The 13,816-nt window shown below is 45.1% G+C and carries 21 protein-coding genes; 1 reads left to right on the forward strand and 20 read right to left on the reverse strand.

All coding sequences use genetic code 11. The annotated features are described in order from the left end of the window. Positions 1-47: 47 nt before the first annotated feature. The 16 genes from L6H65_RS11755 to L6H65_RS11830 form a co-directional block, all read right to left on the reverse strand. Positions 48-2,180, reverse strand: a complete 2,133-nt coding sequence (locus L6H65_RS11755; RefSeq protein ID WP_236342379.1) for a portal protein — start codon at positions 2,178-2,180, stop codon at positions 48-50. Between the two features lie 10 nt (positions 2,181-2,190). Then, positions 2,191-2,436 carry a hypothetical protein gene (locus tag L6H65_RS11760; protein WP_236342381.1) on the reverse strand — a complete coding sequence of 82 codons (246 nt, stop codon included), beginning with the start codon at positions 2,434-2,436 and terminating at the stop codon, positions 2,191-2,193. Between the two features lie 4 nt (positions 2,437-2,440). Next, the gene (locus tag L6H65_RS11765) at positions 2,441-3,805 is read right to left on the reverse strand and encodes a PBSX family phage terminase large subunit (RefSeq protein ID WP_236342384.1); all 1,365 of its coding nucleotides are present in this window, start codon (positions 3,803-3,805) and stop codon (positions 2,441-2,443) included. After that, a complete protein-coding gene (locus L6H65_RS11770; RefSeq protein ID WP_236342386.1) occupies positions 3,780-4,217 on the reverse strand; it encodes a helix-turn-helix domain-containing protein in 438 nt (145 codons plus the stop codon). The genes L6H65_RS11765 and L6H65_RS11770 overlap by 26 nt, the downstream gene beginning before the upstream one ends. A gap of 96 nt (positions 4,218-4,313) precedes the next feature. Beyond that, a complete protein-coding gene (locus L6H65_RS11775; RefSeq protein ID WP_236342396.1) occupies positions 4,314-4,481 on the reverse strand; it encodes a hypothetical protein in 168 nt (55 codons plus the stop codon). Positions 4,482-4,841: 360 nt separating this feature from the next. Then, complete coding sequence (locus L6H65_RS11780; protein ID WP_236342397.1) at positions 4,842-5,063, reverse strand: hypothetical protein; 222 nt, start codon at positions 5,061-5,063, stop codon at positions 4,842-4,844. 336 nt (positions 5,064-5,399) lie between these two features. Next, positions 5,400-6,125 carry an endonuclease domain-containing protein gene (locus tag L6H65_RS11785; RefSeq protein ID WP_236342398.1) on the reverse strand — a complete coding sequence of 242 codons (726 nt, stop codon included), beginning with the start codon at positions 6,123-6,125 and terminating at the stop codon, positions 5,400-5,402. A gap of 112 nt (positions 6,126-6,237) precedes the next feature. After that, positions 6,238-6,660, reverse strand: coding sequence for a hypothetical protein (locus L6H65_RS11790; protein WP_236342407.1), 423 nt, complete (start codon positions 6,658-6,660; stop codon positions 6,238-6,240). A gap of 186 nt (positions 6,661-6,846) precedes the next feature. Then, complete coding sequence (locus L6H65_RS11795; RefSeq protein WP_236342409.1) at positions 6,847-7,881, reverse strand: hypothetical protein; 1,035 nt, start codon at positions 7,879-7,881, stop codon at positions 6,847-6,849. A 311-nt stretch (positions 7,882-8,192) separates the two neighbouring features. Beyond that, positions 8,193-8,555 (reverse strand): RusA family crossover junction endodeoxyribonuclease, encoded by a 363-nt coding sequence (locus tag L6H65_RS11800; protein ID WP_236342411.1) that lies wholly within the window; start codon positions 8,553-8,555, stop codon positions 8,193-8,195. A gap of 68 nt (positions 8,556-8,623) precedes the next feature. After that, complete coding sequence (locus L6H65_RS11805) at positions 8,624-8,974, reverse strand: BC1872 family protein (RefSeq protein ID WP_236342420.1); 351 nt, start codon at positions 8,972-8,974, stop codon at positions 8,624-8,626. After that, entirely contained in the window at positions 8,971-9,375 is a 405-nt protein-coding gene (locus L6H65_RS11810) for a YopX family protein (RefSeq protein WP_236342422.1), read from the reverse strand. Before L6H65_RS11810 ends, L6H65_RS11805 begins: the two co-directional genes overlap by 4 nt. A 13-nt stretch (positions 9,376-9,388) precedes the next feature. Further along, entirely contained in the window at positions 9,389-9,616 is a 228-nt protein-coding gene (locus L6H65_RS11815; RefSeq protein WP_236342423.1) for a hypothetical protein, read from the reverse strand. Positions 9,617-9,872: 256 nt separating this feature from the next. Next, the gene (locus L6H65_RS11820) at positions 9,873-11,159 is read right to left on the reverse strand and encodes a replicative DNA helicase (protein WP_236342426.1); all 1,287 of its coding nucleotides are present in this window, start codon (positions 11,157-11,159) and stop codon (positions 9,873-9,875) included. Continuing rightward, on the reverse strand, positions 11,125-11,913 hold the full coding sequence (locus L6H65_RS11825; protein WP_236342428.1) for a DNA replication protein DnaD: 789 nt from the start codon (positions 11,911-11,913) through the stop codon (positions 11,125-11,127). The genes L6H65_RS11820 and L6H65_RS11825 overlap by 35 nt, the downstream gene beginning before the upstream one ends. Positions 11,914-11,917: 4 nt before the next feature. Further along, entirely contained in the window at positions 11,918-12,061 is a 144-nt protein-coding gene (locus tag L6H65_RS11830; RefSeq protein WP_236342430.1) for a hypothetical protein, read from the reverse strand. Between the two features lie 169 nt (positions 12,062-12,230). On the opposite strand from L6H65_RS11830, the gene L6H65_RS26785 reads away from it, so the two are divergent. Next, entirely contained in the window at positions 12,231-12,422 is a 192-nt protein-coding gene (locus L6H65_RS26785; RefSeq protein ID WP_371877690.1) for a helix-turn-helix domain-containing protein, read from the forward strand. Positions 12,423-12,521: 99 nt separating this feature from the next. Here the strand turns inward: L6H65_RS26785 and L6H65_RS11835 are convergent, their stop codons facing one another. The 4 genes from L6H65_RS11835 to L6H65_RS11850 form a co-directional block, all read right to left on the reverse strand. Then, complete coding sequence (locus tag L6H65_RS11835; protein WP_236342432.1) at positions 12,522-12,770, reverse strand: hypothetical protein; 249 nt, start codon at positions 12,768-12,770, stop codon at positions 12,522-12,524. Beyond that, on the reverse strand, positions 12,767-13,180 hold the full coding sequence (locus L6H65_RS11840; RefSeq protein WP_236342434.1) for a hypothetical protein: 414 nt from the start codon (positions 13,178-13,180) through the stop codon (positions 12,767-12,769). The genes L6H65_RS11835 and L6H65_RS11840 overlap by 4 nt, the downstream gene beginning before the upstream one ends. Then, positions 13,173-13,403: a DUF551 domain-containing protein gene (locus L6H65_RS11845; protein ID WP_236342436.1), complete on the reverse strand. Its 231-nt coding sequence runs from the start codon at positions 13,401-13,403 to the stop codon at positions 13,173-13,175. Before L6H65_RS11845 ends, L6H65_RS11840 begins: the two co-directional genes overlap by 8 nt. Before the next feature lie 153 nt (positions 13,404-13,556). Beyond that, on the reverse strand, positions 13,557-13,814 hold the full coding sequence (locus L6H65_RS11850) for a hypothetical protein (RefSeq protein WP_236342438.1): 258 nt from the start codon (positions 13,812-13,814) through the stop codon (positions 13,557-13,559). Between the last annotated feature and the right edge of the window lie 2 nt (positions 13,815-13,816).

Genomic DNA, 13,816 nt, shown 5'->3' on the forward strand with positions numbered 1-13,816 from the left:
CTATGGCTGGCGGTAGGTAAAAAGCAATATAAAAGGCGCTAGGATTCTCACCTAACGCCCGTTGGCTGATTCATTTTTGCCACTTCTAGAGCGGAATTTGTTTCGTTCTGTATTCCTTGTTGCTCTAATTTCGCCCATTCAAGGGCCTGCTGATTGGCTGTTTTCTCGCGCTCGAATTGCTGCGACTCAGCTTCTTGCTGCATTTTCGATTGTTCCGATTGCTGCAGCTGCGCACCCATCTGTTGCATCTGTTGCTGCAGTTGTTGATTCTCGGCCTGCAACTGCTGCATTTGTTGCATTTGCATCTGCTCCGTCTGCATGCGCTCTTCGATGACACTCATAGGCTCCATTCGACCATTTTCAACCGTATATTTAACCGCTTGTGCATCGATCATAGGCATTTGCGTCATAGGATCAATGGTTTGTAGTAGATTAAACGCCATCTGAACGTAATACTCACGATCTCGCGGCTTTTCTACGCCTATATTGACCTTGATGTCGAAGCATGGAACATACTCTTCCATCAGTTCGGTTTGCACCTGTTCACCTGTTGTTGGGTCTGGATACTCGAACGGCGTAGGCGACTGCTTAACCAAAGCTTCGCGGCTAAACCCAACCTGTTTACCTGTTATCCGCGCCACTCTCTCGGTGGTATAAAACTGTGCGCAAAGCTCTATAAGCTGCTCTATTACCTCTTGGAATGCGTCCTCTATCAACTCAGCTACATTCGCCAAGCGACCCTGAGCAGCTGCAATAAGCGCCTCTGATTGTCTACCGCTGGTGACATTGGCATTTGATGCGCCATTGGCTGAATCAAACATGCCAGGTATCTTTTGCATCATCTCAATAAAATGCTGGATGTATTGATAGATACCGGGGTTAGGAGGAACGCCTTGAAGTTCCTTGAATTGATTGATATCACCCTCAATAGGTATCATGGCCCCTGCCTTACTACGGAATCTTCTCCATATCTGTTTAGCGGCTTCGGTGATCCCTGCCGTTGTGGCGTATACAATAACGCTGTTGCCCATCTTGGATGTGACTTCTGCTGCCAACTCCACAAAGCGGTTATACATCGTCTGTGGTGCTATGAGGTCACGCATGTATCCCTTGCCCCACGGGTTATTCTCGGTCGGAAACAGCGTCCGCGCTACAATCGGATATTGACCATGGTCGTATAAATATGCTTTATGCTCCAAAAACACACCGTTTGTGGTTACGTACAAGAAGTGAATACCATTCATCTTGCCAGCAGCCTTCGCCATGTCCTCGGAAGGGTCTTTACCCTCGGCAAGCTTACCCTCTGCCAACTCTGTGAACAGTTTTTTGTCTTCCTCAGACATATATTTAGGCTTGCCCTTGTACATATACCGCAACACATTGACCGTTGTCCGGTTGTCCTCACTCTGTATGGTTGTGCCCACGAATGTATCACTGTCCATGTCAAATATCTCGGTGTCACTGGACTGATTGTCTGCCATAACCTTCGGACCCTGCTTAGGCCAGCGCTCACGGATATAATCAAGCGTCCACAGGTTATTGATGATGTGCGCCCGACCTTTTTGAAGATTGATAAAGTCCTTAATCGCCGGATCAGGGAAGAAGCTGCCGAAATTGACGGGCAATATATCATTCTGCCCCATATAGCGGTTCTGGCCCTTGCCCCCGATTACAGTAGGATCATGTAAAACCTCATAAATAAGCGGCCCATGGATTACCATCCTACGGACCGCTCGTATATGTTTAGGTTTGATTTTTATTTTGTTCAACTCGTATGGAATGAACATATTCAGAAGATTGGCGCGTTCATCGTCGCCTGCTTCCTGTGGCTCAAAGTCAGGAGTCGGAACCCATCCTGTCAGACGCGCTACAAGGCTATCTATTTGACTACCAGCGTAGTTACCGACATATTCCATTCTTTCAGGATAAGGACCATTATCAGGAGGTCTAAGACCTTTCCACTGGTCACCAATATACATGTTCTGTTCCTTGCGCCACACTTCGTCCATGCCGGATCGTTTTTCTTTGAATACTCGGTAGTCATTCATCGCCATCTGGACAAGCGCGTCTTCTTCCGGCGTGTTGATCTCGTCATGTTCTGGATTCGGTGGATCAGTGTTGTTGAATATTCCTTTAGCAACTCCGTAAATCTCGGAAACCTTGTCCATCATCTTAGCCATATGTCACCTCCTACTCTAGTTCCTCGACGTTAACCACTTCGTTGCCCCAAGCCGCAAAGGACTCTCTAACAGGTTTAGGAGGCTTCTGGCCCGTCTCGGTATACGTTACAGGCTCATGATTGATTAACCGCTGTATGGTGTCCTGCTGGCGTTCTATCAAGCGATGAAGATTTCTATATATGGTGACTAAGCACGCCAGCACTACGATAACCAAAACGCCAGCAATTCCCAACATAACGACCATATCTGTTGTCATTACCTCACCCCCATGCGCTACCGGACATGTCCGATGCGAAGTTATCGAAATCGTTATCCAGCTTGTTGTTGTTTGGCTTGTAATCAGGTGTTGCTGTCCATGGTTTTTTAGAACTCTCTACAAATAACATGCAATCATCATTAAGTGCATAACGCACTGAATCAATAGAGTGATTGTTTTTGTCAGGGTATCCGGCTTTAAAATTTCCGTTTGCGTCTTTCGCTAATTCGTATGTCAAAAACTCTCGGGCTGTTTCTGGGCAACGCTGATCATCAATAATAATAGCTTCTAAATCCTGCAAGAATTTAATTCCGAATTCAATCGAATCCGGCCCTTTTTTGACTCCTCGTATCAACATCCCATATTGCATGAGTTCATTGATGCTCTTAGGCTCGGCTGAATCTGCTATAACCACTTCATTTTTCTTATTCTCAGCACGTATATGGCTATAGTACAACTCTCGATTACTCATACGGTATTTGTATACCTCGTGGTAGATGTACAGCCGCTTGTGCTTACGGTCATAGTGCATAACGTTGTATGATAATGGGTCGATTGCATATCCAAAGTCTAGGCCGCGCCGGATGTTGTAAAAGTCCTCTATTTCCGCATCGCTGATCTTGCGTATCTGGACATTATCAAATATCTCGCCGCCTGTACCTGTGATCGTCCCAAGGTATTCATGCTCATAGGCAAGAGGCTTTGTATCTCTCAGGTGTTCGGCCTCTATGATAAACTGTTGACCCAGCCATTCAACCGATACGGTCAGATATGTGCTGTGATGTACCAGGCGGTCAGGTCTTGTCAGTTGCTTTTCGGTGTTAACCCAGTTGTTCGCGCTCTTTGGTGGATTGTACGAGTAGAATACGATGAACTTAGGGCCACCGCGCATGAGAGACTGGTTAATCATCCGAACCTCTTCCATGCTCGTAAACTCGTCTAACTCTTCGTACCAAATAAACTTGGTATAGCCCTTGGCGAACTTCATCGACTTGATCTTTTTGGGCTTGTCAGCTCCGCGAAACCTGATTTCCTGACCTGTAGGCTTGTAGGTCAGAACAAGCTTTTGTTCTGGCATGTCCCAATAGTCCGCTACTCCAAGCGACTCTATCGCCCAAATAAGCTGATCCTTGACCGACTCATTAAGAGTGTCCTTAACCTTTCGTAGGACAACCGCATTAGCTAGTGGATCGGCCATGATGCCGAGTATGATCTCGACTGATATAAACGACGATTTGGTGCTTCCGCGTCCACCGGACAGCCAGTAATGTGTGTGAATCCCGTCTGCAATGTCCCAATGCACATCATAGAATGACGGCGCTATTACATTCAGCAGACTAACTTCATTTTGCTGGGCGTGGGATGTCATTGATTATCCTCACCCCTGCCTCGCCGCTATGTTCAATATCTTGTTTGTCTCTCCATTGCTTCGGCTGCCTGTTCTTCAGCCAGAAGATAGCCGCTGTCGGATCAGGAGCGTAATGCTTGATTACTTCCATCGTGTCCGTTATCTGCCCTTGGAACGATGCTGTGACAATCTCTTGATGCTCGTATCCTATCGCTCGATGGTAAAGCTTCTGAGCCACTGTAGCGTCAGCCATCATCTTTCCCTTTTTTAAGGACTCGCGAAACTCATTGTGTGCATCCTTCCAGCGGTTAATTGTGGCCTCATCAACCTCGAAGAAATCAGCCATATCCTTATCGGTCGCTCCAAGCAAGCAAAGTTTATATGCCTGCTCGGCGTATTCATCTTTGTACTTACTTGGTCGCCCCCCTGCCATCTCTATCACCCCTTATTCATCAATTTGCACTCATTTACACGATATTTTGTATAACACTCATAATATTGACCACTAATTTGCACTTTACTACATAATTTAATGTGAATTCTTATGCGCAGCCTTGAATAAATCCGTCAAACTCACTACCGCCATAGCTCCTGTATAGTGAGGTTTCTTCGCATCTTCTATCCGCTGTATCCGTTGATACTCTGCTATCTCTTGTGGAGTGCCTTCAATGGATACTCCGTTGATGGTTGCTTTCAATTTAACATCCTCCCATCTCCCGATAGATACCATGCTTCGCGCTGTTCTGGCGTAAGCTTATCCCATTTGCGCATGTCCTTTGCAAATGTGTGCGCCTTTGTTATTCCGATTAGTGTGATCCACAGTTTGTTGTGTGGTCTCATGAACGAATAACTCTCTCGCATGAACCACAAGAAGTATTTGATGTATCGCATCATTTATCTCTCCTGTCCCAATAGAAATACACCCATATCCCTATATGGATTAGTAGGGTTAGGGGTGTTTGTATGAGTATATAATGTGTTACGTCAATACGGGTCATAAACCCTCCTACGGCCTCCGCTGCGCTGGGCTTATTCGGTCGTTCCGTTGGCCTCCGGCCTAATGTGCAACGTATTCGCGTTCTGTGATAGACACTTGACCTAAATCATCACAACGACCAACAGCGATAAACCGCGATCCGTCTTTAAGATAAATGTCATATAATACTTCGCGAATGCCTGTAGCATAATTAAATCCAGATGCGTACCACTCGATTGTGTATCCATCGTATCTATCATGGATAGCAGTTTTTATAGCATTGTCCATTTCGTCTATGTTCATTGAACCACCCCTTACAACACAAAAAGAGCCTTTCGGCTCTCCTGTGGTTTATTGTGCGCTTAGTCGTACGCAAGGACGTTGTAATATGTGATGCCTCCAAGCTGCTGACTGTATGGGAGCTTAGAGGCTGTTCACCTGTTTTAACGTGGGCAAGGATTTGCACCTTGCATGATGTGGGCGGTACTTAATGCCCTGCACCCTTACCACATCCGTTAGTGGGCTTTAGCTTGTGCGTCTACCTATTCCGCCACCACGTTATTGCTGATTCAAGGAACGGAGTGAACGGAGACTGCACAAGGATCGTCTGCCGCTCATCACCAGAACCTTATACTAGTATTACTTGTAATTAATATATCTATCATCGGGTTCTTCTTTGAATTTTCTGTTTATCACCTTACTGTAGTGGTTCATTTCTCTGGATGAATACCATTCCGGCAATATACCGTTATGTTTACTCCTGACATCTCTTTTGTATTCCGCTATCGCATCAATAGCAACAACGAGTTTTCCTATTCTTTTCTCAATATCGTCAGTAGATATCCGAACAACTTCCCACTCAGATCCAAGTATTTGTCTTAGATCAATGTCTCTTTGGTTGTCCTTTATTTTTGATGATTTGTGCATATAACCATCTACTTCAAAAACTACGTTCATTTCTGGTATAACAAAATCAACTCGATAACTACCTATTGATTGTTGCGTTTTGATTTTGATGCGATTTCTTATTAATTCCATCGCTGCTACCATTTCATGAGAGCTAGAAAACTTTTCACCAGGCATTAATGCAAAATCCAAAACTACGCCAGATGCCTCTTTGTATTGATACAAATAGGCGTTCTGTTTTTCCAAAATCCTCAACGCTCTTTCATGCATAATGAGCGCTTTCAGCCTCACGTATTCTTTGAGGTCTGCTGCCTTCTTATCTGTGTATTCCTTCTCGCAATCCGGACAGTACGCCCTTTGAATGTATGAGCCATCAGGCACTTGAACTTTTTTTTCACATGTCCAGCATAGAGATGTGTATTTAACTAATGAATCGTTCGATTTTCCGCTTCTTTTCAAGATATATCATCCCCTCGGCTGCGCCTATAATGGTCTGTGACCATGTGCAGAAATTGACGTTTAGGGGCGGTTCGCGCGCTACCGAACGTCAATTCCTCACACTACAATAATATCACGAAACGTTTGTACTTTGTGTTATCATTTTGTTGCGTTTTCGGTGCATGAACTGCCTCAGATAATTCTCGGAATATCCAAGTTCTGATGACAATTCCCCGTATGTTTTTCCTTCGACTAACCGTTTGTACTCAATTACATGTGCAAGCCCTGTAAACTGTGACATCTGCTGCTCCATCTGCGACTTAACGCCGTTCAGCCTGTCCACCTCTGCCTGTATCGCGTCCAACTCTGTTACCGCCGCATTATACTGCTCGATCCCTTTATCAAGCGGTAAATGGCAGTATGAACCTGACGATGGCAACTCTCCTGTGAACATCGCCTTATGTGCCAGTTCAACTCGCTTGCGCAACTCCATCTCATGTATGCCCATGATCCGTATCTCGGCGCATATGTCGCTATAACAATCCTTCCAGTTCATATCCATGCCCCCTTATGGATGGTGGTGTCACAAAAATACATCTACCTTGCCGCATCGCTCACAGGTCATCTCATACCTGTGTGGATGACGTTTATAACTCCCCTGATGATAGGAATGAAATATCCCCATACACATTAAACGCTTTAGCAATTGTTTCATATCCATCCCCCTGGAGAGAGGCAGCCTTTAGGCTACCTCAGCTTTCAATATTTCTAAGAATTCCACACGGTGTTTCAACGCTTCAAACTCCGCTCTTGTGACTGGTGTTTCCGGCGCCATTTCTGTATCAGGTGCGATTCCTCCCAGGGCGTGCTGTGCATCCTGTAACGCGTCTTGAAAGGGAGGCGGTGTTAACGTATCCTCGGTAGCAGGAATCCCACAGTTTTCATTGATAGCCGCAGTATCTTCTGGACGAAAGGAGTCTTTCCCGTTCACCTCGGATTCGGGGATCCAGTTGCTTTCGCTTGGTCCCGATGGACTGATTGTAATTTTCCCTCGGAATCGTTCACCGCCTGCGAGTGCCAGTTCCAGCGCCGTTTTGCCTTTTTGCTTCGCCTGATCCATCATTTCCGCCAGCGTTTGGCTTGGCTTCGCTTGGTTCGGCAAGATGATCGGGCTTCTAGGAACGTTTTGCGCTTCTGTCAACTTCGCGATCTGCTCATCCTTGACTCTCAATTGCTCGGCCTGTTCTGCAATCGTTCTGTCCTTAGCCTCGATATCATTTTCCAGCGTGACAAGTTTGTGTTCCAACTCCTCATTTTGAGCAACAATACGTTCATAATTCTCAATCTTTCGTTGCAGTTCCTGCAGCTGTGTGCTGATCTCGATTCCTTTTGTGGTCAATTCACGGATTTTACCGTCCTTGCCCTCCAATTGCTCGGCAATAAAGGCGTTTAAAGTGTCGTTGTGATCGTCCACCGCAACGTCGATCATTTGCCGGAAGGATTGCGACAATTCACTGTATTCGTTCAGTCCATACAACTTTTGGCACGTTTCGACGTCAAAAACCGATTCAAGAATTTGATAGATGAGTTCCTTCAAGCCGCCATTATGCTCGGCCTGCATCGTTTGAATCCCTTCTCGCTCCTGCTCATATTGCTTCTCGGCAATCTGATTCGTGACCATGTTCAATTCGTCTACCAATTGAGCTTTGAGATTTTCATCCCAAATCAATTCAATTTGACGTTGTAATTCCGTTTGTTTTGCCAACAATTCCTCCAAAAATATCCGCTCCTTTTAGGCATTTTCATATACTTTTATTATACCAAATTATAATTAAACTGTCTTTGTTTATAGATACATCCTATAGGCGTTATGCTACCTTTCGCGGATCGGCTGGCAACTGTGGTTTAGGTCTGCGTTTCTTCGGCATGGGTATCACCTCCCCCATTAATTTAGACGCCGTATAATCGTTTTTAAGCGACTCTATGACTTCTTGGTTGTCTTTACTGCCTCTATGTCCCTATAAGTCCAAGCACGTCCTTTCTGATCGTCTACGACGATGATATAGTCCTTGCATGGGATCATGGTTATCATCCTACCGCCTCCAAGTGGACTAGAATGTGTCTCTGGCTGCTCTTGCCACCCAGTTTGATCCGCAACTCCGGAACATGCTTGAAACTGTCGTCCTGCAGGATGCCCGCCTTTACTAATCCGTCCTGGATGTACTTGGCGCTGAACCCATACCCGTCCGGGTCGCGCTTCTTGTTGTCCCGAAAGAAAAACTCGTATGTCATGATTACCGGGCCCGTCACCGGGGCTATCTTCTGTTCCTTCACAATCCACCCGATTATCCGTTCCCATTCCTTCTTGTCCTTTGAGATCTGCTGATAATGCATTCGCCGGACTTCGTTTAGCGTTGGTGGGATATTGTTTACCCGTATGGTTTGGTTCAACGCGTTCACTTCCTTTCCGTTTGCTCAGTTTATGGAGTAAGGGGCGTAGTCTATCACAGCGTTCTTTGTCAGTTAGTCTCATAGTGGGCTATTAGAGCGGCTAGGCAGATGGCTTCGGGCAATGATTCATTCATCGCTCTTTTTATCCCGATGCTCACATGCCATATGCCATCATGTTCAATTCTGACGCATGGGCCGCATCCCTCGTGTTCGGATTTATCAGTTATTTTGGTGATAATATCCATCGCTACGGACGTATAGGAGGAATATCTCTTTATAGGAATTGACATGCCACCTTTCAGATAATTCCCTGTCCTATATTTATCTAACTCTAATCCCATCAATGTCTCCGCTATCCAAGCATCCCTCTCTCTTAGGGATAGGTTGTTCCATTTGGCGATTACCTCTTCTTTGTTCATGGGGTTTCCTCCTGTAATAGATTGGGGTGTTCAAAGGTGTTTCCAATTACCGTCGAAAATCCAGCCGTTATTACCAATCCGCTCGACAACTTACCAACCACTGACAACTTGCTCTTTAAAACTTTCTTTCCCCAACCTTCGCCAGTCCACAAAACCTCGTAATACGTAGTTGCAAATTCTCCCGTTCTGGTTCGCCCTAAATTAGTAAGAATCTCGCTCGTACAATCAAGGATATCCCCCTCAAACACATCACTGCCGTTCTTGTCCTTTAGGCCTGTGTATTGCATAACCTTCAGTGGCTGACCTTGATTGAGCCACTGAAACACTTCACCTGGATAATCTTCCTCTAGCATTACTTGTGCTGTTTCGTGCCATGCCCTGAAATTAATCTCTCTGCTCATCCCTCTACCCCTCCTAAGCTGATTTCATGCGCTGCTCCGCTAATTGCTCCACCATGTCATCGATATGACCCTGCAAAAACACCGTCGCCTCTGCCTTGGTCATTGCTGTGCATAAATCTTTAACAGCTGCGTTAAATTGCTTCTTTTCGATTTTTCCGTTGTCGCGTAAGTTGTAAAACAGGATTAGTTCCCAGCTTTCAAATATCGTTTGTCCTTCGCTTGCTTTCTTCTTTTCTCTCATAGCCTGCCTCCGATTGTCCTTAAATTGCGTTCCAATCCCCTTGCTACTGCTACCATGTCGGATCGTTTATGCGGACAGGGTTCTAACTCTATTAGTCTCATGATTCGATTTAGCCGCTCTGTATGCGATGGCTGATTCATATAGTTGGTCATACAACACCATCCCTTTCCTGTAATCATCAGGTTTGATCAACGGGTTTTCTAAGTATTCAGCGCCTTTCACGATGCGTTCAAGCAAGGCATTATACTCCTCGTCATTACTGGGCAAGTTCCTCATACTTTTGAATCCACCCCTTGAACAAGTATCTGAAATGGTTCACCCCAACGTCTCGTCCCTTTGCAATGATGGATTGAATTACCTTGCCGTCTCTGTGCGTATCCTCTGGATTGTGCCAAAGAAATTCCACTACATCGGCATCCTGTTCGATTTCTCCCGAGTCCCTCAAATGCTCTAGTTTAGGCTCATCCTTCCCTTCGCGGCTGAGCTGCGCCAACATGATAATAGGGCAATCCAGTTCTAAAGCGATTTGCTTTGCTGTCCGTGTAACGTAACCGACAGCCTGGGAACGCGTTTCGCCTTTATTTGGGATGATTTTCATGATGGTTAGATAGTCGATGAAGATTGCCCCGATTCTTCCGTAATTGCGCTTAAACTGCCTACCTGTCGCCCTTACCTCGTCAATGGTGACGTTCCTTGCATCCTCTATATGGAGGGGCAATTGTTCGAGCTGCTCATAGGCTTTTTTAACTCGCATCATTTCAATTTCCGTCAGGTTCTTGTTACGAAACCCATTGCTGTTGATCATGGTCATAGGCGAGAGCATGCGGTTAAGCAGTTGATTTCGCTTCATTTCCTGTGACCAAATCAACACTTCGCCCACATTCTGTTCTGCGATTCCCCTTGCCATTTGCAAGGCTTTCGCCGTCTTTCCCACGCTCGGCCTTCCGGCTAGTATATAAAGCCACCCACGACCAACACCGTTCATCCAACTGTCGAATTGATTAAATCCCGTGTAGATGAAATCTTCCTTCTCGTTCAAATAGTTGAAATAGTCCTGTTTTGTCTCAGACAGACTTTTCATATCTCCGTTCACTTGCGGCCTAACCGATAGAGCGATCCGTTCAATCTGATGGAAATACTCTTCATCGTCCATTTCCGTGTTAGCAGCCAAGTCGGCTATTTTTATGCCAGCTTCGTTCCCTCGTCTGCGGTATGCCTTGCTTCGCACGATTTCGGCGTAATACTTTACATTCGATGCTGTTGGCGTTCCTGACATGATCTCTGACAGCCTAGAAACGCCTCCTACTTCGCCCAACCTATCGTATCGTTGCAAGACCGTAACCATCGTAACAAGGTCGATAGGGGCGTTTTTGCGAAACTGGTATTGCATGCCTTCCCAGATCAATCTATTGGTTTCAATGTAAAAGTCCCTTGGTTCTAGCATTTCGCATATATCGTCCATGACTTGGTTATCAAGCAGAACCGAGCCTATAACCGCATTCTCGGCTTCAATCGTTTGAAGCAGGTCTGTATTCAAATTCATCCGGGTTCCTACCTCCTGCTATCCACTTGTTCCTTTCGATCTCGATCCTTCTCGCTTCTAGCTCCTTATCCGTTTTTGGATCAGGCACAGGCTGCAAATGCTGTTTGATTGATTCTTTCGTTGTTTTTCCCTCTCTCTTGTAGCGGTCGAGTATTGTCATTGCATAGGCAACACTTTTCTTCTCTGATTGCTTGATGCTCAGTTCAATCACTTCAATGTCCATCATGCCAAGATACGAACATATCTCATCAAGTTGAAATGTTCCTTTGCAGTTCAGTTGGTATTTATTGATCCAACTAAGTATTAAATTTTCAGAAGACACACCATTCTGTTCTGTTCCTTTCTCTTCTGTTCTATTCCCTTCTGTTCTGTTCTGTTCAGAGGGAATTTCCGGGAAGTTCCGGGAAACTGTCGGAGGTTCAGGGAATTTACTGCGAGTTCTTTTATGCAATCCTTGCTGGTGATCATCGAAATTAATGATCTGGATGTACATTTCTCCTTGTGACTCATACCAATTAATTAGTCCGGCTGCATGAAGGTTTCCGAGCGTCTTCTCTACCTCTTCCCACTCAACTTCTTTCATCATAGGGAGGATAAGTGCCTTGATTTTGAACGGGTCACCCGTTAACCGACCAAAGTCATCTGAATGAGGTATAAGCAACAGGTAAAGGAGTCTTGAGAAATGATCATTCAGCAGTATGTTGAACTTCTTCGAGATACTGATCACCTTGCTGATCATTCGTTTCTCTGCCACAGGCCTACACCGCCCATTTCTTCATGTACTCTTCCACCGCTCTTTCAAGGAACTGCTGCATAGGAATGCCGTGTTCAACACAGAACAATTTCAGTTTTTTATGGTTCTGTTCATCCAAGCGGTATGGAATGTTCTTTTGCTTTTTCACTTGTAGTCACCCCTTAAAATCACTATGACGTCATTGTAACATATTACTCATATTGGGTATAGTGTTACGCAATTTAATGTCAAATAGTATATTTTTGCGTAATTATAGTTATGATAGATTTAATCTATCGAAATGAGAGGTTTATATGATAAAAGTTAAGCTGTCAGAAATGATGGGTATTCATAAGGTTAAAAGTTTCTCTCAATTGGAAAAGGAAACTGGTATCACTCGCAAAACGTTGACGAAGCTCTATGACGGTGAAGGGAAGGGCATCGAGTATGTAACGCTCAACGCCCTCTGTAAAAGGTTTAGCTGCACACCGTGCGATCTATTGGAATACGTACCAGACAAGGAGGGTTAACCCCTCCCATATCTCCACCAAGCTTTTAAAGCGTCAGGAAAGTGTAGGATGTATTCGTACCATTTCATAGGCATGCGGTGTTTGTTGTTTTTATGCATCTTAGTCGCCGTCCTTTGGATGAATGCGCTCGGGATCAATATCAAACCATTCACATATTACATTTGCTTCAATCGCTACTTGTCCAAGGCCGCAAATGACGCAGGGTAGTCCATCTTCTGAAAGCGCATTGTATCCAATCAATTCAACAAGTTCGGGGATGTCGCTCGGATAAATCCACATGATCAATTTATCGCCGCGCCAATCCAACTCATTCTCATTAGCGAATTTGTAGAAGTCCAGTTCGTTCACTGGTCGCCATCTCCCTTCTCTGACTGAGGGGATAGAACTCCCTTGATCTCATTCAATGTATCTGTACCAACGGATTCCCAGTCTTCTCTTTCTTTGTCGCCCCACATTTCATTGGGATAATCGCGCATCAGATAAACTATCGTGTCTGCTGCATCTCTCAATGCGCCCTGCAGCCGCTGTACTTCCACGGCCGTTTTAGCATGAGCCGCTACCTCTTCAACCAATTGGGCACTCAACACCTCGACTCCAATAGACTGTACTTCTCCCTGATCGGATGGGGCATCGAACCTGACTGAGTTTATTTCGTTATAGATATCTTTAATTTTTGCAGATACTGCACCAAACGGTGTGTTTACGAATTCTGTATCCAGCCAGTCCAACACCGCCTGTTTGCTTATATACTCACTCATGGGCTGCCTCCTTTGGCATCTGCGGCAATGGCATCCAATGAGTAGGTTCATCATCGTCACCGGAACAGCAGCCGCAGCCGTGTTGATCGGCTGACGCAAATTTCCATTTGCACTTGTTCCAACTGTCTTCATCGTAACGAGCTTCGTACACGTACTTGTCATTATTCAGGACAAGTATGCTGGTTCCGTCTTTCGGCGCTGTGTCAATTGGTTTCCATTTCATTTACCTTGCTCCTCTCTCAACGAATACGACCCATACCAAACAGCCGAGATGCAGATAAAAAGTGTGAGCAAAGTTACCCTTAACGTATTTGATGCCGATCATCAAACTGTTCTTCTCCCAAAAGGAATTAAACCTCATTTGTCTCAGTCCTCTCTATGGGGTGTAATCTAAAAACTCACCATTTTGATAGTATTCAGCTTCGCCGTAAGAGAAAACGAATGATGATATTTCGATACCTTCGAAATCTGTCTTATCGGCAATCTCTTCTTCAGGAACCCCGATAGCAAGCAACCGAAATACGTTTTCCTGTGTATTTTCAATGTACATGTAAGCTACAGCTTCACCTCCGTCTGTATCCCAGTCCGTAACAAACAGCTCGTTCAGTATGTTGATCTTTTCTTCTTTGTTCATCC

Source organism: Paenibacillus plantiphilus (assembly GCF_927798095.1).
Classification (GTDB): domain Bacteria; phylum Bacillota; class Bacilli; order Paenibacillales; family Paenibacillaceae; genus Paenibacillus_Z; species Paenibacillus_Z plantiphilus.

Excerpts from the sequence above, each read along its gene's own strand:
- L6H65_RS11755 (WP_236342379.1), bottom strand. The coding sequence starts at position 2,180 with ATGGCTAAGATGATGGACAAGGTTTCCGAGATTTACGGAGTTGCTAAA.
- L6H65_RS11760 (WP_236342381.1), bottom strand. The coding sequence starts at position 2,436 with ATGACAACAGATATGGTCGTTATGTTGGGAATTGCTGGCGTTTTGGTT.
- L6H65_RS11765 (WP_236342384.1), bottom strand. The coding sequence starts at position 3,805 with ATGACATCCCACGCCCAGCAAAATGAAGTTAGTCTGCTGAATGTAATA.
- L6H65_RS11770 (WP_236342386.1), bottom strand. The coding sequence starts at position 4,217 with ATGGCAGGGGGGCGACCAAGTAAGTACAAAGATGAATACGCCGAGCAG.
- L6H65_RS11780 (WP_236342397.1), bottom strand. The coding sequence starts at position 5,063 with ATGAACATAGACGAAATGGACAATGCTATAAAAACTGCTATCCATGAT.
- L6H65_RS11790 (WP_236342407.1), bottom strand. The coding sequence starts at position 6,660 with ATGAACTGGAAGGATTGTTATAGCGACATATGCGCCGAGATACGGATC.
- L6H65_RS11805 (WP_236342420.1), bottom strand. The coding sequence starts at position 8,974 with ATGAACAAAGAAGAGGTAATCGCCAAATGGAACAACCTATCCCTAAGA.
- L6H65_RS11810 (WP_236342422.1), bottom strand. The coding sequence starts at position 9,375 with ATGAGCAGAGAGATTAATTTCAGGGCATGGCACGAAACAGCACAAGTA.
- L6H65_RS11815 (WP_236342423.1), bottom strand. The coding sequence starts at position 9,616 with ATGAGAGAAAAGAAGAAAGCAAGCGAAGGACAAACGATATTTGAAAGC.
- L6H65_RS11820 (WP_236342426.1), bottom strand. The coding sequence starts at position 11,159 with ATGAATTTGAATACAGACCTGCTTCAAACGATTGAAGCCGAGAATGCG.
- L6H65_RS26785 (WP_371877690.1), top strand. The coding sequence starts at position 12,231 with ATGATGGGTATTCATAAGGTTAAAAGTTTCTCTCAATTGGAAAAGGAA.
- L6H65_RS11840 (WP_236342434.1), bottom strand. The coding sequence starts at position 13,180 with ATGAGTGAGTATATAAGCAAACAGGCGGTGTTGGACTGGCTGGATACA.
- L6H65_RS11845 (WP_236342436.1), bottom strand. The coding sequence starts at position 13,403 with ATGAAATGGAAACCAATTGACACAGCGCCGAAAGACGGAACCAGCATA.
- L6H65_RS11850 (WP_236342438.1), bottom strand. The coding sequence starts at position 13,814 with ATGAACAAAGAAGAAAAGATCAACATACTGAACGAGCTGTTTGTTACG.